Raw genomic sequence first — 26,429 nt, forward strand, 5'->3', positions numbered from 1 at the left:
GTGGAGGTCCTCATGTCATTTTCAAAAATATTATTAGCTTATGATGGCTCACCGGTATCAAATAAAGCACTTGAAAAGGCAGTAGAGTTAGCGGAAATGTCAGAGAATTCAGTTCTGGATGTTGTACACGTATATGATTTCCCAAGAGTGTTTATTGGTGAGGGGCTTGCTCCGATCCCGCCTTCCGTCAACAACGAGGTATATGAACTTGCTGAACGAACGGTAGATGAGGCCAAACAACGGTTGGCTGCTGTCGGATCGAATGCTCGAGTTGAACTCATTCAAGGCTCCCCAGTAGATGTGATTATTGAATATATTAAGCAAAATGATATTGATTTGATTGTCATCGGCAGCCGCGGGCTCAGCGGAATACGTGAGTTTATGCTCGGAAGTGTCAGCCACCGCGTTGCCCAGGAAGTAAGTATTCCGGTTCTTATTGTAAAATAAGCAAACGTATACAACATATTTAGAAAAAGTACATTCCATACAAATAAATGCATAAAACCAGCATCTATCATTCTATGTGGTAGTTACTGGTTTTTTTATTTTATTTAGTTACAACAATTCCGAACAATATAATTATTGTCCTACAGAATGTTCGCCTTTAAGTTGACATCCGGTGTAGTGGATTGGTAAACTATGAAAGGTAAAGTACGTAAACGTAGACGTAAACGTTTGTGTAAATAAAAATGTGAATTTTATTAAAACCATATAAATGACTCGTATAAAGCCGGGGATATGGCCCGGAAGTATCTACCTGGGAACCGAAAATTTCCGGACTACGAGGGTATCTGTACTTTTACAGCATAGGAAACTGCAGTTCATGACTGATATTTTCCCATGTTATAAAGAGGAATACAGGTATCTTCTGTAAACTGTCCGGAATCCGTGAATTGATAATCATCTCAAGGATTTCGGTTTTTATTTTTAAATAGAGTTTGGATCAAGGGACAAGGGAGAGGATTGGATGTCAGTGCAAGTCGGTGTTATTATGGGAAGCAAATCAGATTGGGAAACCATGTCGCATGCATGTGAAGTACTCGAGGAACTTGGCCTTTCTTATGAGAAAAAGGTAGTCTCTGCTCATCGTACGCCAGATCTTATGTTTGAATATGCAGAGTCTGCTTATGAACGTGGAATCAAGGTCATTATTGCCGGAGCGGGAGGCGCTGCGCACTTACCTGGGATGGTAGCATCCAAAACGGTCGTGCCTGTCATTGGTGTTCCTGTACAGACAAAAGCTCTAAGTGGTCTGGATTCTCTGCTATCCATCGTGCAAATGCCGGGCGGCATTCCTGTGGCTACCGTAGCGATAGGAAAAGCAGGTGCAATAAACGCTGGGCTGCTGGCTGCACAGATGATCAGCTCCTTTGACCCGGAGATTGCAAAACGTGTAACAGAAAGAAGAGATCGGATTCGCACTGAAGTCCTAGAAAGCAGTGACACTTTATGAGTCAGAACACAACTAGCAGAGTAGTGACTGAACGGAACGTGATTGATTCAGAGAGTAAAGTACTGAAACCAGGTTCAGTTATAGGGGTACTGGGCGGTGGACAGCTTGGACGCATGATGACTCTCTCAGGAGCTGCGATGGGATACCGGTTCATTACTTTAGATCCGGCCCATGCATCTCCCTGTGGTCAGATTGCGGAGCAGATTGTTGCGGATTACAGTGACCAAGATGCGGCTCGTGAGCTTGCAAGACGGTGCGATGTTATCACCTATGAATTCGAGAATGTAGATGCAGAGGTTGCAGCTCTTTTAGAAGAAGAATCTTATGTTCCTCAAGGAAGTAAGCTGCTGTACACAACACAGCACAGACTTAGAGAGAAACAAGCTATAGAAGCTGCAGGTGTTCCTGTTGCTCCTTACCGGGAAGTGAAAAGTGCGGCGGACATGGAAGAAGCAGTGGAAGCGCTCGGTGTACCTTGTGTACTTAAGACAGTCACTGGCGGCTATGATGGAAAAGGTCAGCGAGTGATTCGTGAGAAAGAGGCAGCACTTCGCGCATATGAGGAACTGGGCGGATCTTCAGTGGAACTTGTTCTTGAGCAGTTTGTTCCTTTTACTTGTGAAATCTCTGTCGTTGCAGCGCGTAATCCGCAAGGGCAGACCAAAACATTTCCGCCGGCAGAAAACATCCATGTAAACAATATTCTTCATACCTCTATTGTACCTGCCAGAGTATCTTCCGAGCTTCAGCTCGAAGCACAGCATCTTGCTTCACAGCTTGCTGAATCCTTACAGGTTGTAGGGCTGCTGGCTGTAGAGCTATTTGTTACAGAGGATGGGAAACTTTACGTTAATGAACTGGCTCCGCGTCCTCATAACTCAGGACACTATACGATGGAAGCTTGTACGACAACTCAGTTCGAGCAGCATGTAAGAGCGATCTGTGGTTTGCCTCTTGCAGATACAACGTTATTAAGTCCTGTGGTTATGGTCAATGTACTTGGCGAACATATGGAAGAAGTAGTAGATCGCTTTTCTGTATCCGACCCGGAAGCAGAGGAACTGGGTATAGCGGCTAAACTTCATCTGTATGGAAAAGCGGAAGCAAAAACAGGACGTAAAATGGGACATATTAATCTCTTATGCCACGATGTGCAGCATGCAATGATGTGGATTGAGAAAACGAATATTTGGAGGAATCAAAATTCATGATTGAACGTTATAGCAGACCCGAAATGAGGGCTATTTGGACGGAAGAGAATAAATTTCAAGCTTGGTTAGAAGTTGAACTTTGCGCTTGCGAAGCATGGGTAGAACTTGGTGTTATTCCTAAAGAAGATGCGGAGTTACTTCGGAAAAATGCAAGTTTCGATATTGAGCGGATCTATGAAATTGAGAAAGAAACGCGCCATGACGTGATTGCTTTTACTCGTACGGTATCGGAGAGCTTAGGCGAAGAGCGCAAATGGGTGCATTACGGTTTAACTTCTACGGACGTAGTGGATACAGCGAATGGTTATCTGCTTCGTCAAGCAAATGAAATTTTGGAAAAAGATATCTTGAATTTCATTGAAATCTTGAAAGACAAAGCGATCGAATACAAACATACCCCGATGATGGGACGTACGCATGGTGTACACGCAGAGCCGACTACTTTTGGTCTGAAAATGGCACTTTGGTACGAAGAAATGAAACGGAATTTGGAGCGGTTCCGCCGTGCAGCTGACAATGTACAATTTGGTAAAATTTCAGGTGCGGTTGGAACGTACGCAAACATCGATCCTTTTGTTGAGGAGTTTGTATGTAAGAAACTTGGAACAAAAGCAGCTCCAATCTCTACCCAAACACTGCAGCGTGATCGTCATGCGGAATACATGGCTACTCTCGCTCTAATCGCAACATCACTCGACAAATTTGCAACAGAAGTGCGTGCGCTTCAGAAGAGTGAGTTCCGTGAAGTGGAAGAGGCTTTTGCTAAAGGTCAAAAAGGTTCATCTGCGATGCCGCATAAACGTAACCCAATCGGCAGCGAAAATATTTCCGGTCTGTCCCGCGTTATCCGCGGACATATGCTGACTGCTTACGAGAACGTAACGCTCTGGCATGAGCGCGACATCTCTCACTCTTCTGCTGAACGTGTCATCTTACCGGATGCAACGATGCTGCTGAATTATATGTTGAACCGTTTTGGTAACATCATTAAGAACCTGACGGTATTCCCAGAGAATATGAAACGTAACATGGCTAGAACATATGGTGTTCCTTTCTCCGGCCGCATTATGACGAAGCTGATCGACAAAGGGTTCAGCCGTGAGCAAGCGTATGACACGGTTCAGCCACGGGCAATGGAAGCATGGGAAACACAGCGTCAGTTCCGTGAGATTGTAGAATCTACACCAGAGATCACGGAAGTGCTGAGTGCAGAAGAAATTGAAGATGCATTTAACCCAGCATGGCACCTGAAGCATGTGGATACGATTTTTGCGAAGCTTGGTCTGAATTAGAAACGAAGATAGCATGTAGTAGCCTTAGCATGATATGAATTGATATTTGTTCTTTAGTAACATGATTCCTGATCTGCCTTTGACGCTTTATAAGAAAATGAGAAGGCAGATCGATTTTCTAAATATAAAGTTGTGGAGTGATTCAGGCTATGACACTATCAACCGCGGTAGAGCTCGTAAACGCACCGCTGTTATACAAAGGAAAAGTTCGTGAATTATATGATCTTGGCGAACATTATCTGATTGTTGTAACGGACCGCATTTCCGCATTTGACTATATACTTGAGCCGGCTGTCCCTGAGAAGGGGAACGTTCTTAACCGCCTGAGTGCATTCTGGTTCGAGCAGACAAAAGATTGGATGGAGAACCATGTTGTTCATACCGATGTTGAGTTGCTTGGTGACGTGGTCAAGGATAAAGAGCAGTTAAAAGATCGCATCATGGTTACCCGCAAAGCAGAACGTATTGATATCGAGTGTGTTGTTCGCGGCTATATTACAGGCGGCGGCTGGAGACAATACGAAGCTTCAGGAACCGTGAACGGAATTCAGCTTCCGCAGGGACTGCGTAAGAATTCCAAGCTGGAACAGCCGATTTTCACGCCTGCTGCCAAAAATGATGTCGGTCATGATGAAGATATCTCAATGGCTCAGATGGAAGAGATGGTTGGAAAAGAGCTGGCTCAGGAACTCGAAGCGAAAAGCCTTGAACTTTACGCCTATGCAAGAGATTATTGCGAGAAGCGTGGCATTATCTTAGCAGACTGCAAGTTTGAATTCGGTATGGTAGATGGAAAAGTGATTCTCATCGACGAGATTTTTACACCGGATGCTTCAAGATTCTGGGCAAAAGAGAATTACGCGCTGGATGTAGAAATCGACAGTATGGACAAGGAACCAGTAAGAACGTACCTTTCTTCTACCGATTGGGATAAAAATAGTCAGCCTGATCCGCTTCCGCAGCATGTGGTGGAAGCAACATCAGCCCGCTATATGGATATTATGAACCGATTGATATAGGAGGCCTCATATTCAACTCCCTCACTCCAGTTGAAGGCCTCATATTCAACTCCCTCACTCCGGTTGGCTTCGCCAAAAGTCGTTCGGGATTTGAATATTTCGGCCTAGCAGGGAAGAGAAGAGACTAAGAGCAAGAGCAAAAGCAAGAAGCAAAAGCTAAAAGCAAAGGCAAGAAGCAAGGGCAGAGGACAATAATAGCAAGGGCAATAGCAATGGTTAGCAATAAAAAGCAAACCAACAACGAGTCCAGATGAACACTCTCTCATTTGAAGGCGTTAAAGAGAGTGTGAAGGTAAAGAAAAGCAACAAAACGTAGATTAGAGTGTAGATAAAAGGATGCGGCTCGGCAAACAACGGTCAAACGCGACCTAATACTTCATCCCATAAATCATTAAGATAAGAAGTTTTTAACCTCATATCTATTTGGTGCAATGAATGAGAGATCGGGCACGGCCTGAAATATTGATAGATTCATAAATAGATAGAATCTTAACGATACTAGATTTTGAAAAACAATTAAATTTTATATCATCACAGTTAATCGCAAGCCTGTAACGACTACTACCAAAATCTTTTACCATTCCTTAGGAGGAACTTCCGATTATGATAAAAGCTACTGTATACGTAACGATCAAACAAAGCGTGCTAGATCCACAAGGGGTTGCGGTGCAAGGAGCACTTCATTCCATGGGTTTTGCAGAAGTGGACAGTGTACGAATTGGGAAATACCTTGAACTTACTTTAGATACAAGTGATAAAAAGGAAGCAGAAGAACGCGTAAAAGTGATGTGTGAGAAACTGCTCGCAAACACAGTTGTAGAAGACTATCGCTTTGAATTGGAGGGTTAATCCATGAAATTTGCAGTTCTTGTGTTTCCGGGTTCCAACTGTGATATCGACTGTTACAAAGCAGTAGAGGAAACGATTGGACAAACGGTCGATTATGTATGGCATACGGCGACGGATTTGTCAGCTTACGATTGTATCATCGTTCCTGGAGGTTTCTCCTATGGTGATTATCTCAGATGCGGAGCGATCTCTCGCTTTGCTCCTGTCATGAATGAAGTAGCTAAAGCAGCAGAACAAGGCAAATATATCATCGGAATCTGCAACGGATTCCAAATCCTGACGGAAGCGGGTCTCCTGCCAGGTGCACTCCTTCGCAACGAAGGGATGAAGTTCATTTGTCATGATGCGGTACTTAAAGTGGAAAACAACAATACTCCGTTCACTCGCGAATATGAGGCAGGCGAAGAAATCGTCATTCCGATCGCACACGGGGAAGGTAACTATTACTGTGATGAAGAGACACTGGCTGAGATTACTGAAAATAACCAGATCGTCTTTACTTATAAAAATAACCATAACGGATCTTTAAATAACATCGCCGGTGTCAGCAACAAAGCCGGTAACGTCGTTGGCATGATGCCTCATCCGGAACGTGCCGTAAACGAAGTGCTTGGAACAACGGATGGCAAACGTATGTTTACTTCGATTTTGAATGCTTGGAGGGATCAACATGACGCAGCAAGTATCCGTTAAAGAACCAACCGCAGCACAGGTTGCGGAGCATAAACTTTATCAGCAAATGGGCGTTTCGGACAGTGAGTATGATCTGATCGTATCCTTTATGGGACGTCAGCCTAACTATACAGAGATCGGCGTATTCAGTGTAATGTGGTCTGAGCACTGTGCATACAAGAACTCAAAACCATTGCTTCGCCGTTTCCCAACGACAGGAGAACGTGTTCTCATGGGACCTGGGGAAGGTGCCGGAATCGTTGACATCGGTGATAATCAAGCAGTTGTATTTAAAATCGAAAGTCATAACCATCCATCCGCAGTTGAACCTTTCCAAGGTGCTGCAACAGGTGTGGGCGGGATTATCCGCGATATTTTCTCAATGGGAGCAAGACCGATTGCAACACTGAACTCCCTGCGTTTCGGTAAACTCGAAAGCGACCGTGTGAAGTATTTGTTCGAACATGTTGTCTCCGGTATTGCTGGCTATGGTAACTGTATCGGGATTCCAACCGTTGGCGGCGAAGTAATGTTCGATGAGAGCTATGACGGTAATCCGCTCGTGAATGCAATGTGTGTTGGACTGATCGATCATGATAAAATCCAGCGCGGTGTAGCTAAAGGGGTAGGTAACCCTGTGTTTTATGTGGGGCCTCCTACGGGCCGTGATGGAATTCACGGGGCAACATTTGCTTCTGTTGAACTTACGGAAGAGTCCGAATCCAAGCGTACCGCAGTTCAAGTTGGCGATCCATTCATGGAAAAACTCGTTATGGAATCTTGTCTTGAACTGATCGACTCCGGTATCGTGCTTGGTATTCAGGATATGGGCGCAGCGGGACTTACATGTTCTAGTGCGGAGATGGCAAGTAAAGCGGGAAATGGTCTAGAACTATACCTTGATCAAGTACCGCAGCGTGAAGAAGGTATGACTCCTTATGAAATGATGCTGTCTGAATCTCAAGAGCGGATGCTGTTCGTTGTTGAGCCAAAAGATGAAGCACAAGCGATGGAAATCTTTGAACGTTGGGGCGTTATCTGCGCCAAAGTTGGTAAAGTAACCGATGATGGAAGACTCAAACTATATCATCACGGCGAGGTTGTTGGCGACATGCCAGTTCATGCACTTGTTGACGAATGTCCGGTGTACAACAAACCTTCAGCTGTTCCTGAATATTATGTTGAAAATGGAAAAATCGACACCCTTCGTTATGAAGAAGTGTCGGATCTTACAGGCGCTCTAAAAACGGTATTGTCCTCGCCGACCGTTTCAAGCAAGGCGTGGGTATACAACCAATATGACTATATGGTTCGGACAAGTACAGCCGTTCGTCCTGGTTCCGATGCAGCGGTGGTAACCGTTCATGGAACACGCAAAGGACTTGCTATGACAACTGATTGTAACGGACGTTACGTATATCTAGACCCAGAAGTGGGCGGAAAAATTGCAGTCAGCGAAGCTGCTCGTAACATTGTCTGCTCTGGTGCAGAACCACTGGCAATTACAGATAACCTAAACTTTGGTTCTCCTGAGAAACCGGATATTTTCTGGCAAATGGAAAAATCCGTAGACGGTATGGCAGAAGCTTGTAACGTACTTGGAACACCAGTTATCGGCGGTAACGTAAGTATGTACAACGAAAATGCTAAAGGAGCAATCTATCCAACGCCGGTTGTTGGTATGGTGGGTCTCGTACATGATACAGATCATATTACGACACAAGGTTTCAAAAACGAGGAAGACGTTATTCTCTTGCTCGGAGATACTTTCGCTGAACTTGGCGGCAGTGAATTCCAGTATGCGGTTCATGGTGTAACTGAAGGACGTCCGCCGAAACTGGATCTGGCTACAGAGAAAGCACTTCTAGATACAGTACTTGGCGCGATTCAAAAAGGACTTGTCGAGTCTGCACATGATTTATCTGAGGGCGGTCTCGCTGTTGCTCTAGCGGAAAGCTGTATCAGCGGCGGTAAAGGGGCTAAGGTAAGTATGGCAACAGAGCTTCGCAAAGATCATGCTTTGTTTAGTGAAAGCCAGTCTCGAATCTTGCTGACAGCAACAAAAGAAAATGCAGAAGCTTTAGAAGCATTTGTGAAAAATAACGGGGTTCCTGTACAAGTGATCGGACAAGTAACAGGCAGCAATCTAACAGTGGAGTTGAACGGTACATCAGCTGTGGACGAATCGGTAGCGGTTCTGAAACAGGTCTGGGAGGATGTTATTCCATGTCTGATGAAGTAAGCGTTCCGAAGTTCTGGACAGGTGACTATTACAACGAAGGTTCGGGTAAAGAAGGACTTTTCGATAAATTAAAAGAGGAATGCGGGGTTTTCGGGGTGTATAGACACCCTGAAGCCGCTTCTTTATCCTATTACGGACTTCACGCCCTTCAGCATCGTGGAGAAGAAAGTGCCGGCATGTGTGTTAGTGACGGTAATGAGTTCCATTACCACCGCGGGATGGGACTTGTAAAAGAAGTATTTACAAAAGATCTTATGGCTACGTTGACTGGAGATATCTCCATAGGTCATGTGCGCTACTCCACTAGTGGAGACAGCAAACTGACGAATGCACAGCCGCTTGTATTTAAATATCGTGACGGCGATCTTGCCGTTGCGACGAATGGTAATATCGTGAATGCGCCCGAAATCCGTAAGGAACTGGAGCAAAGCGGTTCGATTTTTCAAACAACCAGCGATACAGAAGTGATTGCTCACCTGATTGCGCGGTCATCGAAGGATTTAGTCGAGGCAGCAAAAGATGCTTTCCGCCGAATCGTGGGGGGATATGCTTTTCTGATTATGACGAACGATCGTCTGCTCGTAGCATCTGATCCACACGGACTTCGTCCGCTGACGATGGGCAAGCTCGGGGATGCTTATATTTTTGCTTCCGAGACTTGTGCACTGGAGACCATTGGCGCGGAACTGATCCGTGACATTGAGCCTGGCGAGCTGCTGATCTTAGATGAAAACGGACTTCATGAAGATCGTTTTGAAGAGCAAAAGCACCGGAAAGCACTTTGTGCAATGGAGTATATCTACTTTGCTCGTCCAGATAGTGATATGAATGGTTCTAACCAGCACGCAGCAAGAAAACGGATGGGCAGCCAAATGGCGCTTGAATCCTTTGTTGATGCTGATGTAGTAACAGGGGTACCGGACTCTAGTATATCGGCAGCGATAGGATATGCAGAGCAAACGGGCATTCCGTATGAGCTTGGAATGATTAAGAACAAATATACAGGTCGTACATTTATTCAGCCAAGTCAGGAACTGCGAGAGCAGGGCGTGAAGATGAAGCTGAGTGCTGTACGCCGGGTAGTAGAAGGTAAACGTGTGGTTATGATTGATGATTCCATCGTGCGGGGAACGACATCGCGCCGGATCGTCAATATGCTGCGTGATGCAGGAGCAACGGAGGTACATGTACGGATTACCTCACCTCCGTTTAAAAATCCTTGTTTCTACGGGATCGATACACCAAATCGAGATGAACTCATTGCTTCTTCCAGATCGGTTGAAGAGATTTGCAGAGAGATTAATGCGGATTCCTTGTCTTTCCTAAGTCCCGAGGGCCTGATTGCTTCGATTAAAGGCAATCATCAAGATGAATATAAGGGCGGCTTATGCCTTGCCTGCTTTGATAATGATTATCCAACGACCCTGAATTTTAAAGAAGGGGCGAAGGCCGGCTGCGGTTGCTAAGCTACGCAGCATAGAAAGCTCGAGGAAGAATCACCCTGTCTTTGCAACGCAAATAGGGGATGATCTCTTGAGGAGCCGGCGCGAAGCGCAGCTCTTGCGAAGCTGAGAATCCCTGCATTTGCCGCAGGCAAACAGGGAGATTCGGCGGAGCTAACACGCGGGAAGCGTGAAAGCACTTGCGTAGCCAAGGAAGCCACTGCATTTGCCGCAGGCAAACAGGAGGACTTCCTAGCGGAGCTACGCGCGCAGCGCAGCTCTTGGCGAAGCCGAGAATCCCCGTATTTGCCGCAGGCAAACAGGGAGATTCGGCGGAGCTAACACGCGCAAAGCGTGAAGGCACTTGCGCAGCAAAGGAAGCCACTGCATTTGCCGCAGGCAAACAGGAGGACTTCCTAGCGGAGCTACGCGCGCAGCGCTGCACTTGGCGAAGCCGAGAATCCCTGCATTTGCCGCAGGCGAACAGGGAGATTCAGCGGAGCTAACACGCGCAAAGCGTGAAGGCACTTGCACTTGTGCACGATGAGCCACATGTAAGCCGGTCTGAAAGACCATTAGCGATCCAATCACCAACGTAAACATAGCAAGAACACCCAAAACTCCGGTCCGCTAGCAAATTTGCGGGTGTCCAGAGGGGCGCTGCCCCTCTGGGGTCCTCCCTGTCAGGGAGGATTTAGGTGGGTGATTTTCCCCTTAAGGATGGTGTCCAATTTGTCAGAAGCCTACAAGAATGCCGGCGTTGATATCGCGGCAGGCAATGAAGCGGTAGAAAAGATGAAAAAACATGTGAAGCGTACATTCCGGCCAGAAGTGATGACAGACCTCGGTGGATTTGGCGCTTTGTTTGGTTTGAATAAAGATAAATACGATGAGCCGGTTCTGGTATCGGGTACAGACGGGGTAGGAACGAAGCTCAAAATTGCATTCGCCATGGATCGTCATGACACCATTGGTATTGATGCAGTGGCGATGTGTGTGAATGATATTGTCGTTCAGGGTGCGGAGCCTCTTTTCTTCCTGGATTACCTTGCTTGTGACAAAGTCGTTCCAGATAAAATTGAAGCCATCGTAGCGGGCATTGCGGAAGGTTGTCATCAATCAGGCGCAGCACTGATTGGCGGCGAGACAGCGGAAATGCCAGGGATGTATAGTGATGGTGAATATGATATAGCTGGTTTTACAGTGGGTATCGTAGATAAAGCCAAAATCATTAACGGAACTACCATTACACCTGGAGATACTGTGATCGGGGTTGCTTCTAGCGGAGTTCATAGTAACGGATTCTCTCTTGTTCGTAAGCTGCTTCTGGAGCAAGCCGGCTACAGTCTTCAGGATGAGGTTGCGGAACTCGGCGGTAAGCTTGGAAATGAACTGTTGAAGCCAACTAAAGTCTATGTAAAGCCAATCTTGGCACTTCTGGATGAAGTAAAAGTTAAAGGTATGGCACATATTACGGGCGGTGGATTTATCGAAAATATTCCGCGGATGCTTCCAGCAAACGTGAATGTAGAGATTAACTATGGCTCATGGCCGATTCTGCCAATCTTTAAACTGATGCAGCAAAAAGGAAGTATTTCTAACAAAGACATGTTCACTACCTTCAATATGGGGGTTGGCATGGTGATTGTAGTAAGTGAAGCAGATGCAGAAAAAACACTCGAATCCTTGCGTGCAAATGGAGAGGAAGCTTACACCATTGGCCGTGTAACCGAAGGAAACCAAGTAGTGACCTTTACTGGAGCGGAAGTATAATGTCCGGTTTACGTATTGCCGTATTCGCTTCCGGGCAAGGAAGTAACTTTCAGGCTTTAGTAGAAGCTGCATCTAATGGAAAAATAAAGGGTTCAATTGAGCTTCTTGTCAGCGATAAACCGCAGGCGCTTGTTGTCCAAAAAGCACAGTCTGCGGGGATTCCCTGCCACCTCTTTCAGCCGAAAGACTATCCTTCACGTGAAGCGTATGAACAGGAAATCGTCGAAAAGCTGAACAACCTCAAGATTGATCTTGTTGTACTGGCAGGTTATATGAGACTACTGACTCCCGTTATTGTCGAAGCGTACGCAGGAAGACTCATCAACATTCATCCATCTCTGTTGCCAGCTTTTCCAGGTAAAAATGCAATTGGACAAGCTTTGGATTACGGGGTAACTCTTACGGGTATAACGGTACACTTTGTTGACGGAGGAATGGATACAGGACCCATTATTGCACAGCGTGCAGTAGAGGTTTCTGCGGAAGATACCGCGGAATCGTTAGGGGCATCCATTCATGCAATAGAGCAGCAGTTATATCCGGAGGTTGTTTCTTGGTTTGCGAGAGGCCTCGTAAAACTGGAAGGACGGAAAGTTACGATTCTTGCGAAAGAATGCCAGGAAAATACTCAAACTGCAACATAGCGGAGACATTCCAACATTTTGTGCAAGGCTAGTAAAACGTATCCCGGCATGATGTGATATTTCTCGGGAAATAAACGTAGTTTCGACGTTGGTCATTAGTTGTAAAAAACTGCGAAAAACTGCATTTTTCAAATAATTATTATTCTTCAAAATGAGACGTGTATCGGAATTAAGTTCAGAACTATTCATTCTATGTGGTGACACACAAGAGGAGGAGCTTCATCGTGAGTATAAAAAGAGCACTCGTTAGCGTATCAGATAAAACAGGCATCGTGGATTTTTGCCGCGAGTTGTCTAATTTAGGGGTCGAAATTATCTCGACAGGCGGCACCAGCAGCCTGCTGTCGAAAGAAGGGATTCCAGTCATCGGTATTTCCGACGTAACGGGATTTCCTGAGATTATGGATGGACGAGTAAAAACACTTCACCCTGCCGTACACAGCGGGCTTCTCGCAGTTCGAGACAACGAAGAACATCAAAAACAAATGAAAGATCTTGGTCTTGACTACATCGATCTGGTTGTTGTAAATCTCTATCCTTTCCAAGAAACCATTGCTAAACCAGATGTATCTTACGAGGACGCAATCGAGAATATCGATATTGGCGGGCCGACTATGCTTCGTTCTGCTGCGAAAAACCATGCATTTGTAAGTGTTGTTGTAGATGCGAATGACTACAGTCAGGTACTTGCTGAGGTTCGTGAACAAGGAGATACCACCCTTGAGACTCGTAAACAGCTTGCGGCAAAAGTGTTCCGCCATACGGCATCTTACGATGCACTTATTTCCGATTATCTGTCTAATGTGAACGGCGATCCTCTTCCTGAGCGATACACGGTTACTTATGAGAAAATTCAGGACCTTCGTTACGGAGAAAATCCTCACCAGCAAGCTGCGTTTTACCGGAAACCTCTTGCACCGCAAGGGACGCTCACTACAGCAGAGCAGCTTCATGGTAAAGAGCTTTCTTACAACAATATTAATGATGCTAACGCTGCACTTCAGATTGTCAAAGAATTCGAAGAGCCGGCTGTTGTGGCAGTAAAACATATGAATCCTTGCGGAGTAGGTACAGGGGAAAGCATTTATCAAGCTTATATGAAAGCTTACTCAGCAGATCCAACTTCCATTTTCGGAGGTATTGTTGCAGCAAACCGAATCATTGATGCAGATACAGCGGCAAAACTTAGCGAAATCTTCCTTGAAATTGTGCTTGCTCCAGACTTCACAGAAGAAGCACTCGAAATTCTGACGAAGAAGAAAAATATTCGTCTGCTCAGAATGGGTGAACTTTCTTCTGCTAAAGAACGCACAAGTCAGTTTGTTGTTACAAGTATTGACGGTGGTATGGTCGTTCAGCAAAGTGACGTACACTCCGTGGATGCAGACGATTTACAGGTCGTAACTGACCGTGATCCTTCTGAAGAGGAACTAAAACAGCTTCTGTTTGGATGGAAAGTAGTTAAGCATGTGAAATCTAATGCGATTGTACTTGCTTCTGATAATATGACAGTCGGTGTTGGTGCAGGACAAATGAACCGTGTAGGCGCAGCGAAAATTGCACTAGAACAAGCGGCAGATAAAGCAAAAGGAGCTGTGCTGGCTTCCGATGCATTCTTCCCAATGGGCGATACGGTAGAGCTTGCAGCAAAACACGGTATTACTGCGATTATTCAGCCAGGTGGTTCCATCAAGGATGAAGAGTCCATTAAGGCAGCGAATGAGAACGGAATTGCCATGGTATTCACAGGAGTACGTCATTTTAAACATTAATTTCCCGAAAATAAAGTAACAAGGAAATTTTTCTTTTCATCATATGAAACATATAGTACCTAAAATGGATTCATATTCGAGCGTGATCTGCACACGATCAAAAAGGGGTTTTTGAACGGAACAGAATCAATTTCATAAATTCATAATAAAAACAAGGTTTTATGAAATGAATTCTTCAGCAGAGCGTTATCTTATCTTTCCTGGGGCTGGGAGTGCAAAGCGGAGAGCTTGGCCTCTCAGCCTTTATTCTTATTCAAAGGTACATACTTAAGGAGGAACTTATGGATATTCTCGTTATTGGTGCTGGTGGACGCGAGCATGCAATCGTATGGTCTCTATCAAAAAGCGAAAAGGTAAACACCATTTACTGTGCCCCTGGAAACGCAGGAATCAGCCAAATCGCACAGTGTGTGCCGATTGGTGTACATGAATTTGAAAAACTAGCTGAGTTTGCAATCCAAAAAGAAGTGGGACTTGTTGTCGTTGGCCCTGATGATCCATTAGCAGATGGAATTGTCGATGTGTTTGAAGCGAAGAACATACCAGTCTTTGGACCTCGAAAAAATGCAGCCGAGATTGAAGGAAGTAAGACATTTATGAAAGATCTCCTTCGCAAATATAACATCCCCACTGCAGCTTACGAGAAGTTCGATAACTATGAAGCAGCTCTTGAATATCTTCGTTCTCGCCCGGTTCCGATCGTCATCAAAGCCGATGGACTTGCTGCTGGTAAAGGGGTAACTGTAGCTTATACTCATGAAGAGGCGGAAACGGCACTTCATAGCATGATGGTAGAAAAAACATTTGGTGAATCAGGTACTAATGTCGTAATTGAAGAGTTTCTGGAAGGTCAGGAAATGTCGATTTTGGCATTTGTCGATGGAGAAACGGTAAGATGTATGCCAGCAGCACAAGATCATAAACCCGTATACGATGGGGATAAAGGTCCAAATACCGGCGGGATGGGGACATATTCTCCACTGCCGCACATCGATCAGGCGATTATTGATAAAGCCATAGAAACCATTGTCGTTCCAACAGCAAAAGCGATGGTATCCGAAGGTCGCCCGTTCCGCGGTGTTCTTTTTGCAGGTCTCATGATCTCACCAGACGGTACACCGAAGACTGTAGAATTCAATGCTCGTTTTGGTGATCCCGAAACGCAGGTTGTTCTCCCAAGACTAAAAACAGACTTGTTCGATATTTTCCTGGCAGCTGTGAACGGTACGCTTGCTGACATCGACATTGAGTGGAGTGACGAAGCAGCGGTATGTGTCATTCTCGCTTCTGGCGGATATCCTGCTTCTTATCCGAAGGGGATTGTCATCTCTGGACTTGAACAAGCAGGGGATGCTCTCGTATTCCATGCAGGGACAGCGAAAAATGATGCAGGTGAGTATGTAACAAATGGAGGACGCGTACTTGGCGTTGTCGGTAGAGGAACATCTATTGAAGAAGCAAGAAATAACGCTTATGCGGCTGCAAAACAGATCACTTTCGAAGGTAAACACCAGCGCTCTGATATTGCAGCAAAAGCTTTAGTGTAGTGTGAAAATATAGCTCCCGCATACAAATAGCAAAAGATCAAAAACTAAAGATCAAAAAGAAATAGATCAAGAGCAAACAGATCAAATCAGAGCAGGAACGCTCGGTTTGGTCTGTTTTTCTTTTACTCAAGAGGAAATCAGATCTACTCTTGAACTGAGGACGAAAAAGAAGTATGATGAATTCAAGAATTTATCTTAAAATTAAGATAAACGAGTGAGAACGCGCAAAAAATGAGAGTACCAGAGTACTGGGTCACAAGACTGGGTATTAGGTAATAGAACTGGAATAAGAACTGAAACTGGAATAAGAACTGAAACTGGAATTAGAACCTGAACTGAGAAAAAGACAAAAGAACTAAACAGAAAAGAACAGAAAGAACAGAAAAGAACTAAACAGAAAAGAATCGAACTGAACACAAAAGAAACTGAACAGAAAAGAATTGGAATAAACTGAACTGAATTGATAACAGCTTGATTGATATTAAGGATAATGTCTCGTATTAATGATAACGGATCGATTGTCTAAGGGTAAAGTCTCGATTGACTTTAGGTAGAGTGATACGAAATAAAAGGAGAGCGAAGATATGACGATGAAACATGTATTCCATAAAGGGTCAAATCCAGAATTGCCTACCCTATTAGTGCTTCATGGCACAGGCGGAACGGAAAGTGATTTAATTCCTCTTGCAGAGATGGTATCTCCATACTCAAATATTTTAGGGGTTCGTGGAAATGTAAATGAACACGGAATGTCCCGATTTTTCCGCCGTTTGGCAGAAGGGGTATTTGATGTAGAAGATCTGATTTTCCGCACAAAAGAATTGCACGAGTTCTTAGATGAAGCAGCTAAGACTTATGAATTTGACCGAAGTAACGTGGTAGCGATTGGTTATTCAAACGGCGCTAATATTGCGGGAAGTCTCCTATTCCACTATGCCGATTCATTAAAGGGAGCCATTCTGCATCATCCTATGGTTCCTTTACGTGACAAAGAACTGCCTGATCTATCAGGAGTTCCAGTTTTTATCGCTGCCGGCAAAAACGATCCGATGTGCGCACCGCAAGAATCCGAAGATCTACAGCAACTACTTGAAGGGGCAGGGGCGAGCGTACAATTACACTGGGAAAATCATGGACATCAGCTAAGCCGTACTGAAGTGGTAGCTGCCGCAGCATGGTTTAAGCAAAACATCATTTCTTAAGACGCAGAATCCGATAAGAGAAGTTGCGCGACAGGTTTATTAGTAGCATAGTAAGTGAATAAGTGAGAGAGTAAGTGAGTAAGTGAGAGAGTAAGTGAGTAAGTAACTAAGTAACTAAGTAACTAAGTAATTAATTAAATAAGTGAATCATATTCATAATACTTGTCGGTGTTTAAACAAAAGTAAATAAAGAACATAACAGTTTCTTTATATAAAATGTTGCCTGAAATGTTGTCTGAAATTTCGTCTACAATATAGCCTCAAAATAGCCTCAAATCTAATGGATTAAAAACTTGATACAAGTAACATACAAAAACCCAAAGGATCCTCTCTATACGAGGGAACACCTTTGGGTCTTTTTTTCTACTGCTAGTTGCAGTCACGGTCGTAAATTGATTTACTCTGCTTCTTTAATCGCTTCAGCAAGAATCTTGCGGAAAGCAACTTCCTCATGATCCTCAAATCCTTTGAAAATAACGTCTTTAATATCTTCATGATTAAAGAATGCGTTGGAATCTTCCGTCAGATTTCCGTGAGGATAGTAGCATGCAACATAATCCCATGTATTTTGAGATTCCGTATCATTTTGTAAACGGCCGTAAATCATCAGCTTCTGTTTCCATTCTTTGATACGTACAACAGAGCCAATCGGCAGTAAGTCTTGTTCGTAGTTAATCGACATTGGTTAGGGTCCTCCTCTTTCAAACACTGCTTTTATTTAAACATAGGTTTGTGGTGATATGCAAAATGTAACCTGAAAGAAACGTTGTTTTTTAAGAAAATTTAGGAAAATCCGCAAAACGAACCGTCCCTCGTCCGTCCAAAGATGGTACAATACATAAAATAGAAAATATGTGCAGCAAGCGTAAAGCTGACCAAATCAAGCGGAGTGTGGGAGAAAATGAAATCAGTAGAGACACCTAATCATGGAACTGTCCCTGTAGTGGGAATGGAAGATATCGTTAGAGCACATCATGTACTGAGAGAGGTCATTGTAAGAACGCCCCTCCAGCATGATGCTGTATTATCTGCAAAGTATGGTTGTGAAGTCTATCTGAAAAGAGAAGATCTGCAAGTCGTTCGTTCTTTTAAAATTCGCGGTGCCTATAACATGATCCGAAACTTATCTGCTGAAGAGCGTGAGCGCGGCATTGTATGTGCGAGTGCAGGAAATCATGCACAAGGGGTTGCTTTTTCATGTAATGCCCTTGGGATTCAAGGCAAAATCTTTATGCCAAGCACAACACCGAATCAGAAGGTTAAGCAAGTGAAACGTTTTGGCGGCAGTAACATTGAAGTTGTCCTTACGGGGGATACGTATGATGATTCCTATGAAGCGGCTATGCGAGTAAGAGATGAGCAGGAACTTACATTCATTCATCCATTTGATCAGCCGAAGATTATTGCAGGGAACGGGACGATCGGGATGGAAGTCATGGAGGATTTGGATGGTCCTGCAGACTATGTATTTGTGACAATTGGCGGGGGCGGTCTAGCTGCTGGAGTGGGAACCTATGTTAAAACAGTACATCCACAGACACAGGTAATTGGGGTGGAGCCTTTAGGCGCAGCATCCATGACTGAGGCGATGGAGCAGAAACAGGTGGTTACCCTTCAGAAAATTGATAAGTTTGTCGATGGGGCAGCGGTGAAGAGAGTAGGAGATCTAACCTATGATATCTGTACCCAAACCCTGGATGATATAGTTAAGGTGCCGGAAGGAAAAGCGTGTACGACCATCTTGGAACTGTATAACGAGAATGCAATAGTAGTCGAACCTGCGGGCTCTCTTGCCGTAGCTGCACTCGAACAGTATAAAGATAAGATCAAAGGGAAAAAAGTCGTATGCATAATTAGCGGTGGGAACAATGATATTGACCGGATGCAGGAGATCAAAGAACGTTCACTTATTTATGAAGGACTTAAACATTACTTCATGATTAATTTTCCGCAGCGTGCAGGTGCCCTTCGTGAATTTCTCTCGGATGTACTTGGTCCAGATGATGATATTGCAAGATTTGAATATACGAAGAAAACGAATAAAGAAAATGGACCTGCCCTTGTCGGTATAGAACTGATGAATAAAGAGGATTACGAGCCGCTGGTTGAACGAATGAAGGCGAAAAACATTCAGTATACAGAACTCAACAAAGATCAAAACTTATTTAATCTACTGATTTGATCATTTTCTGAAAAAACCATAGTAGATGGATGGATTCAAATTTTAAAGTGCTGGCTCTAAAAAGTGAATATAAACGAACGACAAACCCCCGTGAAGAATAGTGAAGTGCACCCCTTAGAATAGACATTGGAAAAACCCCTGGGTTAACCGATGAAATTCTAGGGGGTGTATTTTTTATGGCAATGAAAGGTCAAAAGTTTAAGACATATTCTGAGGAACTCAAGATGGAGGCAATCCGTTTGCACGTAGAGGAAAAATGGACGTATCGGCAAATCAACGATCATTTAGGAATTCAAGATCAGGGCCGAATGAAACGTTGGATGCGTAAATACCGTGAACAAGGTGAGTTTGGTCTGTTGGATCAACGAGGAAGACGAAAAGAGTATTTAGATCAGGAGCGATATGTCCAGCAGCTGAAACGGGAGAATGCCACGCTAAAAAAGTATTTGAAAATCTGGATGCAGGAGGGAAAGAACAAAGCTTCAGGCTCATCGAACAAACGGCGACCACCGGCCAAATAGCAGAACATTGCCAACTTCTTGGCGTCTCTAGAAGCGGCTACTATGCATATGTAAAGCGGAAGAAGAACGACCGAGATGCCGAGGCTAAACAACTCATCCGTACGGTGTACAAACGCTATGAAGGGAAATATGGCTACCGACAGATCCAGCTATTCTTGTGGCAGGATGAAGGTGTATGGATGAACCACAAGAAGGTACTACGCCTGATGCAAAACATGGGTCTTCAAGCCAGTATTCGCCGGAAACGTCGATTTAACGCGACATACCAGGCAGCCGAGCGTGTTGCTGATAATCTGCTTAAGCGTAATTTCACGGCTGAAAAACCAAACCAGAAATGGGTGACGGATGTGACCCAATACCGAGTAGGCGAGCGCTGGTTGTATCTCTCGGCAGTGAAAGATCTATTTAATAACGAGATTGTAGCCTACCAACTTAGTGAGCGTAATGATAATGAGCTGGTACTTCAAACGTTCGCAAAAGCCTTTTCCAAGCAAAAAGACGTGACCGGACTAGTCGTTCACAGCGACCAAGGGTTCCAGTACACGTCTCATGCTTACCACGACATGCTGCCAAAGGTTGGCGCCCAAATCAGCATGTCTCGCCGAGGCAATTGCCTAGACAACGCCTCTATGGAGAGTTTCTTCTCGCATCTCAAAACGGAAGGACTCTACCCTTATGATATACGAAATCTTGCAGAGGCACAAAGGCGAATGGAGAAATACATCCGTTTTTATAACCGAAGGCGGCCACAACGGAAACTAAAAAAACTGACGCCGGTAGAGTACCGACGCCAGTTTACCGCCTAGGGTCTTTTTTCAATGTCTACAAAATGGGGTCTTGACCATAGTTCGCGGGGGCTTGTTTATTTGGCTGCATATCATAAATATCGATTATTAAAGATTGCTTCGTTCCATAAACTCCAGGCGATTTCCAAAAGGATCATGAAGATAAAATCGAACGACACCTTCCTCTTGGCGGGCATCATCTGCGATGATCGGAATTCCTTGATCTACTAAGGTACTGCGTAAAGATTCGATCTGTTTAACATTAAAAGCTGGATGAGCCTTGGTAGCTGGAGAAAAGTCAGCCTGCACACCGATATGAACCTCGTGACTTCCACAAAGAAACCATACACCGCCCCTTTTTTGCAGTACTTCCGGTTTAGGGATTTCAGTAAATCCAAGGACTTCACTATAAAAATGGCGAGCTTCTGCCTCGCATCCCGGTGGACCTGCAAGCTGAACATGATCAATACCAACATAATGATAGGTCATCTCTTCACTCCTAATCAGGTTTCATATAATGAAACCATATTTCATTATATGAAATAAATACAATTTTACCATTAAATTGGAAAATAGAGAAGGGCTAATTATTACTGCTTTTCATTGATGTTTTCTGTAAGCCAATTCTGTACCTTTGCTGTTTTTTTATATTTTTCCTCTTTTACAAGCTTCATGAATTGTTTAAGTTGATTGCGTAACTCACTCTTATTTGTGTTTGGAATCTGGGATATGAATTCGTACGCTTTTCGAGCATTTGGCTGCATTGTGTTTTCCTCATAGGAGAAGAGAGGGGTATTGTTAAGTCCATAAAATACATAAAGTTTATAGTCGTTGAACAAGGTCTTTACCTGTCCTGAACGATTGGATGTTGGATATTCAAGCAGGAAATTCTCCTGAATTAACGCTCGGTTCACCAGTTCTTGATATCCGATGGTTAGAGCTGCATCACTTGAAGCATATTTGTCCGTTTCGGTCATCTGAATAGTGATATAGGCTGCTATATCGTCTTTTACATTATTCTGATATCGCTCGAATCTAGAATAGTCCATAGTCAAGTAATACATTCCTTCTGAAGTCCTCATTTTATAACCGCTGTTTTTTACTTCGATGAGCAGTTTTTTTAACTTTTGTGTCTTCGCCTTTTTTATAAGATTGTCTATATGATCATTTCGCTTATAAATTGAAGAAAGCTCTTTCTGAATCTCTTCGGGATAAAATTTCTGATCGAGGATGGGCAGTGCCTTAATCCGTGCATTTTCTAAATATAAGACCATCAGGCTGGCGTGATGCTGGGTTGTCTTTTCAATATTCTTGTTTAGATAAATGTCAGCGTCCCTTAGGTTATTTGCTTTGAGTAAGGATTGGAAGTTGTTCAGAACCTTGTCAGAATCTGAGGTGGAGACGGATGAGGCGTTTGAGGCGTTTGAAGCTGCTAGTGCAGCTTGAGTACCGATGAATTCTGCTCCAGGCAACAACAGTGCGGCACTGCTCAGCAGGATGATGGCTGTTTTTACTCTCTTTTTTTTCCGGTCAGCAACCTTACTTGGGATTTGAATCTTCATAATGGTCCCTCCTGAAAATGGCTTGCTGTTCATCTATTAACCGATAGACACACGATCGAAAGGGATAGGAAGAAAATATTTTTATGTTTTCCATTCCTTTTATGGAACTTTATCCCATCTACTTGCGTTATAAGATTGCTAAGCCATACCAAGTTAATAATCCAAATACTGGAGGTAACAATAATAATGAAAAAATGGATCTCCACAGCAGTCATTGCTGCCTTAATTACAGCAAGTGTTCCGCCTGTCGTGTCTCATGCAGCAGTCGCCATACAGATTTACATTGATAATGAGAAATTATCAGCTCCACAGCCCCCTATTATGAAAGGTGCCAGAGTACTCGTTCCACTTCGGTCTATTTTTGAAGGGCTGAACGCCAGGGTCGTATGGAACAATAAGTCGAAGACGGTTACGGCAACAAAAGGTGATCAGACCGTATCACTAAAGATCGGATCAAAGACGGCTACTATTAATGGCAATACGGTCTATCTGGATATTCCCGCCTCTGTAGTTAAGGGGAATACGATGGTTCCCATTCGTTTTGTAACGGAAGCATTGGGAGAAGAAGTGTACTGGAACTCACAGGCCAAACGTGTAGACATCGTAACAAAGAGTGATGATTTGTCTACTTCGACCATTACAACGAGTGTAGGTACTCAGTATGGTGACGGCCGGGATATAAAAGTAGACTTCACACCTTCGCAGAACGAAGGGGGAGTATACGAATACCGTGTCATGTTAGTCAAGGATACGAGTGCAGGCAACTTTACACTTAATGCAGCTATGAATATAACCTCTGCGAACTATACGGAAGTAAGCAAAAGAAATGGAAATGTGAGTGTCACTTTAGGAGAGAACACAAGAGATGTGAGCGGAGAAAAGATCAGAACCGGCGTAACTTACAAAGTGTATGTATTAACCGTTGGAAACGATGCTGCTAACTATGCCTCAATTCTTTCGTCCGCACGAAATTCAATTACCCTGACAGCAAAACCAGCGGTTCAAGCGGTAAGTGAACTGCGTGTCAAAGATGTTGCAAATAACGGAGATGGCCGTGATCTTCAGATTAGTTTCAAACAGCCTGGAACGACATCGGATATTAACAGCTACCGTGCCTTTATCGTCAAGACCAAAGACGCCTCCTCTTTTGATCTAAATGCAGCGAACCGTGCTTCGAGCAGTTACTCGACAGTCATCGGTAAATCAGGAAGTTCCGTGATTACGACTACACTTTCTTCTTCATCCCGTGATGTATCAGGGGATCTTATCAAGAATGGAACGGCATATACGCTGTTTGTTCTCTCAACTAGCACGAATACGAATGATAAACAGAATCGACTGTCCTCTGGTTCTTCGAGCATCACTTTGGACGGAAGTACAATGACTGCTCCTTCCATTACATCGGTAACTGACCGAAGTGATTACGGCGATGCACGAGACCTGCAGGTTTCATTCAACAAAACAGGTGACGAGTCAAAAGTAGGATTTTATCGGGTATTCGTAGTTCGTAATAATAACAGCTCTGCATTTACCATGACTGAAGCGAATAAAGTATCTTCTGGAAGCTATTATGATATTTCGAAGAATGGAAAAAATCAGACGATTACACTGCCGCAAAGCCTAAAAGATACGAGCGGGATTACGGTTCGTGAAGGAGAAAGCTATCGTGTGTTTGTAGCAGCGATGGGGAATCAGCAAGGAGGATATGAGAACTTATTATCATCTTCCTCTAATGCAATCTCCTTAAGTAACAACTCAGTATCACAGCCGGCAACGAATGTAGCGGTAAGTGATATTCAGGATTACGGAGACGGACGGGACTTACAGGTTACTTTTAACAAATCATCTGAAGAATCTCGCGTAGATCATTACCGTGTATTTGTAGTGAAGTCAGGCAATGCCGGAAGTTTCGACCTTTCTAGAGCGAATGGGATGAGCAGCGATCGGTATACAAGAGTAAATAAAACAGGCGGAAATCTGAAGGTTACACTCGCATCGGGAGCAAAAGATACAGATGGATCAGCGATCCGCAGCGGGGTGAGTTACCGGGTATTCGTACTTGCCGTAAGTAACCGCGGAGATAGTAAGCTAAATGGACTGTCATCTGCTTCTTCAGCAGTACAGTTGTCTTCAAGCAGTGTTAGACCTGCTTCTAATGTATCTGCGAATATCAAAGGAAATAATGGGGACGGCCGTGATGTGACGATCTCCTTCCAAAAAGCTTCAGATGAAACCGGAATATCCCGTTATCTGATTATGCTTGTGAGAGCAGATGAAGCAAGCCGCTTTGATCTTTCCGCAGCAAATCGTGTATCGTCAAGTAATTACACAGCAGTAAATAAAAACGGATCAAATATCTCAAAGCTTCTTGGAGAAGGAACTAGGGATATTAACGGCAATAAACTCGCTGCAGGTATCAGCTATAAAGCGTTTGTTCTCTCACTAGCAGATGGTTCAACCCGTTCGGACAATGCTTTATCTGATGGATCAAGTAACTTTACACTGAGCCAGCCTGCAGTTCAGGTAGATCAAGCGAGTATTACGAAGGTAGAGAATAGGCCAAATGGAAACCCCGCAATCCAAGTGAATTTCAATAAAGCCGGGGATGAAAAAGGTCTTTCTTTCTATGCAGTAATTGCTGTGAAAGCAGCTTCAGCTAGTCAGTTTACTTTGGATCAAGCGAATGCCTTGCCAAGATCACAATACACCTCCGTAAGTAAAACGGGTGGAAACGGAGTCGCCACGATAGATACTTCGGCGCTGGATTCAGAGGGGAGTTCACTGAAACCAGGAGTTAGTTACCGATTCTTTGTTCTATCTGTAGCCGATGGAGATAAAGCAACGATTAACAGTTTATCCCGAGCTAGCGATTCCATTGTCCTTGAAGAAATAACACCGATGAAAGAAGAAAAGAAAGAAGAACCGAAAGAAGAGCCGAATGGGGATAAGAAAGAAGAACCAAAGGAAGATAAGGGCAACTAGGGAGATTAGAAATAAGGTGATTTGAATACGAATTTGAATAGGGAATGAGGAATAAAAGCCGGGACCATGGACTATGGTTCCGGCTTTTATGCTTGCCTGTGTTTTATGAAAAGGGCGCGAGATCACCGAATCATCCTGCGATACACCGCTGGCGTTAGACCTTCTAATTTCTTAAATGTTTTAATAAAATATCCCGCATCCGTATATCCCAGATCCTCGCTGATTTGATGGATGGGAAGATTGGTTTCTTCAAGTAGCTGCTTTGCCCATTCCATTTTCAGCCTAGGTACAAAAACAGAAAAATTCTCTCCCGTTTCTTTTGTAAAGATTCGGCTGAAATAGCTTGGACTCACATGACATAACTTTGCCATTTCCTGCAGCGTAATATTCTCATTCTTGTGATGATAAATATACTCAAATGCCGGGGTAAGCAGTGGATTCATTGTCTGAAAATCATGGGTTGTGAATTTCTTGATTTTGCTGTCAATCATCGTGTTAACTAGCTCATGCTGCATGGCTTCCATATTTTTAAATGCTTTTACGGATGGAACGTGAGCCGGAACTGTAAGCGGCATGTCCTGTGACAGCGCCTTTTTATACATCTCAATGGTAGCATTCTTCTGAATGGATTCCTCAACAATATAAGTAGAAAGCTGAAGCAGCATCTCTGCCGCTTTGGCTACTTCATCGTAAGTAAGCTGCGGCAGTGCATTATATTCTTTTTCAAGTGCTTTAAATTTAGCCCGGCTTTCCGTATTCTCAGGACGATTCACAATCTGTTCAAGATATAATTCCTGATCCGTCAGTTTAATCTGTCCTGCCATAATTGCACCCACATACTGACCATCAACAAGGATCGGAATGGCTATATCCACGATATTGAAATGACAAGAATAAATGTAGGGTTTGTTCGTTCGAACCGCCTCTAGCCCGCCTCTGGCATCACATTTCTGGCAGTACTCAGACAGCACCTTGTCTTTGCGCACAGTTTGACAGAAAGGCTGACAATGACTGTGCTTCGTGACAGGGACACCTTTGTAATCCACCGTAATGATCGCCATTTTAGTTACAAGCGAGAGGGAGTCTTGAAGTCCATGCCATTTATCAATATCAATGATCTGACTCAGATGAAAGTGTACTGGTTTCATAGTGGTGTACTCCTAAAAATGAAAAATTGAAGTTAGATGCTTAATTTCTTCTTATAGTATAACTTTTTACAGGAGTGAAGTACATAAAAGTACAATTTATGACCGTTTAGTGCAAAAAAACACAATAAGAA

Annotated in this window: 22 protein-coding genes and 1 riboswitch; of the genes, 18 read left to right on the forward strand and 4 right to left on the reverse strand. The window is 43.9% G+C overall.

Annotation, left to right across the window (positions count from 1 at the left end; all coding sequences use genetic code 11):
* Window positions 1-12: 12 nt before the first annotated feature.
* The 14 genes from QPK24_RS03110 to QPK24_RS03175 all read left to right on the forward strand — a co-directional run bounded on the left by QPK24_RS03110 (window position 13) and on the right by QPK24_RS03175 (window position 17,118).
* Entirely contained in the window at window positions 13-447 is a 435-nt protein-coding gene (locus QPK24_RS03110) for a universal stress protein (protein ID WP_285746080.1), read from the forward strand.
* A gap of 253 nt (window positions 448-700) precedes the next feature.
* Window positions 701-802: riboswitch (purine riboswitch) on the forward strand.
* 165 nt (window positions 803-967) lie between these two features.
* Entirely contained in the window at window positions 968-1,453 is a 486-nt protein-coding gene (gene purE, locus QPK24_RS03115) for a 5-(carboxyamino)imidazole ribonucleotide mutase (protein WP_285746082.1), read from the forward strand.
* Window positions 1,450-2,664 (forward strand): 5-(carboxyamino)imidazole ribonucleotide synthase, encoded by a 1,215-nt coding sequence (gene purK, locus QPK24_RS03120; protein WP_285746084.1) that lies wholly within the window; start codon window positions 1,450-1,452, stop codon window positions 2,662-2,664. Before purE ends, purK begins: the two co-directional genes overlap by 4 nt.
* Window positions 2,661-3,956: an adenylosuccinate lyase gene (purB, locus tag QPK24_RS03125; protein WP_285746086.1), complete on the forward strand. Its 1,296-nt coding sequence runs from the start codon at window positions 2,661-2,663 to the stop codon at window positions 3,954-3,956. Before purK ends, purB begins: the two co-directional genes overlap by 4 nt.
* A 149-nt stretch (window positions 3,957-4,105) precedes the next feature.
* Window positions 4,106-4,975: a phosphoribosylaminoimidazolesuccinocarboxamide synthase gene (locus tag QPK24_RS03130; protein WP_285746088.1), complete on the forward strand. Its 870-nt coding sequence runs from the start codon at window positions 4,106-4,108 to the stop codon at window positions 4,973-4,975.
* 603 nt (window positions 4,976-5,578) lie between these two features.
* Entirely contained in the window at window positions 5,579-5,824 is a 246-nt protein-coding gene (gene purS / locus QPK24_RS03135) for a phosphoribosylformylglycinamidine synthase subunit PurS (RefSeq protein WP_191802743.1), read from the forward strand.
* A gap of 3 nt (window positions 5,825-5,827) precedes the next feature.
* Window positions 5,828-6,517 carry a phosphoribosylformylglycinamidine synthase subunit PurQ gene (purQ, locus tag QPK24_RS03140; protein ID WP_285746091.1) on the forward strand — a complete coding sequence of 230 codons (690 nt, stop codon included), beginning with the start codon at window positions 5,828-5,830 and terminating at the stop codon, window positions 6,515-6,517.
* Complete coding sequence (purL, locus tag QPK24_RS03145; protein WP_285746093.1) at window positions 6,495-8,738, forward strand: phosphoribosylformylglycinamidine synthase subunit PurL; 2,244 nt, start codon at window positions 6,495-6,497, stop codon at window positions 8,736-8,738. Before purQ ends, purL begins: the two co-directional genes overlap by 23 nt.
* Window positions 8,723-10,204, forward strand: coding sequence for an amidophosphoribosyltransferase (purF, locus tag QPK24_RS03150; RefSeq protein ID WP_285746094.1), 1,482 nt, complete (start codon window positions 8,723-8,725; stop codon window positions 10,202-10,204). The genes purL and purF overlap by 16 nt, the downstream gene beginning before the upstream one ends.
* Window positions 10,205-10,912: 708 nt before the next feature.
* On the forward strand, window positions 10,913-11,953 hold the full coding sequence (gene purM, locus QPK24_RS03155; protein WP_285746096.1) for a phosphoribosylformylglycinamidine cyclo-ligase: 1,041 nt from the start codon (window positions 10,913-10,915) through the stop codon (window positions 11,951-11,953).
* Window positions 11,953-12,597, forward strand: a complete 645-nt coding sequence (gene purN, locus QPK24_RS03160) for a phosphoribosylglycinamide formyltransferase (protein WP_285746098.1) — start codon at window positions 11,953-11,955, stop codon at window positions 12,595-12,597. The genes purM and purN overlap by 1 nt, the downstream gene beginning before the upstream one ends.
* 224 nt (window positions 12,598-12,821) lie before the next feature.
* Window positions 12,822-14,369 carry a bifunctional phosphoribosylaminoimidazolecarboxamide formyltransferase/IMP cyclohydrolase gene (gene purH / locus QPK24_RS03165; protein ID WP_285746100.1) on the forward strand — a complete coding sequence of 516 codons (1,548 nt, stop codon included), beginning with the start codon at window positions 12,822-12,824 and terminating at the stop codon, window positions 14,367-14,369.
* 281 nt (window positions 14,370-14,650) lie between these two features.
* On the forward strand, window positions 14,651-15,916 hold the full coding sequence (gene purD, locus QPK24_RS03170) for a phosphoribosylamine--glycine ligase (protein ID WP_285746102.1): 1,266 nt from the start codon (window positions 14,651-14,653) through the stop codon (window positions 15,914-15,916).
* A 590-nt stretch (window positions 15,917-16,506) separates the two neighbouring features.
* Window positions 16,507-17,118, forward strand: coding sequence for an alpha/beta hydrolase (locus tag QPK24_RS03175; protein WP_407082986.1), 612 nt, complete (start codon window positions 16,507-16,509; stop codon window positions 17,116-17,118).
* A 397-nt stretch (window positions 17,119-17,515) separates the two neighbouring features.
* Here QPK24_RS03175 and QPK24_RS03180 read toward each other — a convergent pair whose 3' ends face one another.
* Complete coding sequence (locus QPK24_RS03180; protein WP_191802756.1) at window positions 17,516-17,800, reverse strand: DUF4176 domain-containing protein; 285 nt, start codon at window positions 17,798-17,800, stop codon at window positions 17,516-17,518.
* A 219-nt stretch (window positions 17,801-18,019) separates the two neighbouring features.
* Here QPK24_RS03180 and ilvA point away from each other — a divergent pair, with 219 nt between their 5' ends.
* From ilvA to QPK24_RS03195, 3 genes are all read left to right on the forward strand, one after another.
* Window positions 18,020-19,300 (forward strand): threonine ammonia-lyase IlvA, encoded by a 1,281-nt coding sequence (gene ilvA / locus QPK24_RS03185; protein ID WP_285746106.1) that lies wholly within the window; start codon window positions 18,020-18,022, stop codon window positions 19,298-19,300.
* A 176-nt stretch (window positions 19,301-19,476) separates the two neighbouring features.
* Window positions 19,477-19,821, forward strand: coding sequence for a helix-turn-helix domain-containing protein (locus QPK24_RS03190; protein ID WP_285746107.1), 345 nt, complete (start codon window positions 19,477-19,479; stop codon window positions 19,819-19,821).
* A complete protein-coding gene (locus QPK24_RS03195; RefSeq protein ID WP_249716869.1) occupies window positions 19,818-20,627 on the forward strand; it encodes an IS3 family transposase in 810 nt (269 codons plus the stop codon). Before QPK24_RS03190 ends, QPK24_RS03195 begins: the two co-directional genes overlap by 4 nt.
* An 87-nt stretch (window positions 20,628-20,714) precedes the next feature.
* Here QPK24_RS03195 and QPK24_RS03200 read toward each other — a convergent pair whose 3' ends face one another.
* Both QPK24_RS03200 and QPK24_RS03205 read right to left on the reverse strand, forming a co-directional pair.
* Window positions 20,715-21,095, reverse strand: a complete 381-nt coding sequence (locus QPK24_RS03200; protein WP_285746109.1) for a VOC family protein — start codon at window positions 21,093-21,095, stop codon at window positions 20,715-20,717.
* Window positions 21,096-21,196: 101 nt separating this feature from the next.
* Window positions 21,197-22,168 (reverse strand): hypothetical protein, encoded by a 972-nt coding sequence (locus QPK24_RS03205; protein WP_285746111.1) that lies wholly within the window; start codon window positions 22,166-22,168, stop codon window positions 21,197-21,199.
* 186 nt (window positions 22,169-22,354) lie between these two features.
* On the opposite strand from QPK24_RS03205, the gene QPK24_RS03210 reads away from it, so the two are divergent.
* Window positions 22,355-25,150, forward strand: a complete 2,796-nt coding sequence (locus QPK24_RS03210) for a stalk domain-containing protein (RefSeq protein ID WP_285746112.1) — start codon at window positions 22,355-22,357, stop codon at window positions 25,148-25,150.
* 122 nt (window positions 25,151-25,272) lie between these two features.
* Here QPK24_RS03210 and QPK24_RS03215 read toward each other — a convergent pair whose 3' ends face one another.
* Complete coding sequence (locus QPK24_RS03215; protein WP_285746114.1) at window positions 25,273-26,298, reverse strand: PocR ligand-binding domain-containing protein; 1,026 nt, start codon at window positions 26,296-26,298, stop codon at window positions 25,273-25,275.
* Window positions 26,299-26,429: the final 131 nt, after the last annotated feature.

Source organism: Paenibacillus polygoni, assembly GCF_030263935.1.
Taxonomy (GTDB): domain Bacteria; phylum Bacillota; class Bacilli; order Paenibacillales; family Paenibacillaceae; genus Paenibacillus; species Paenibacillus polygoni.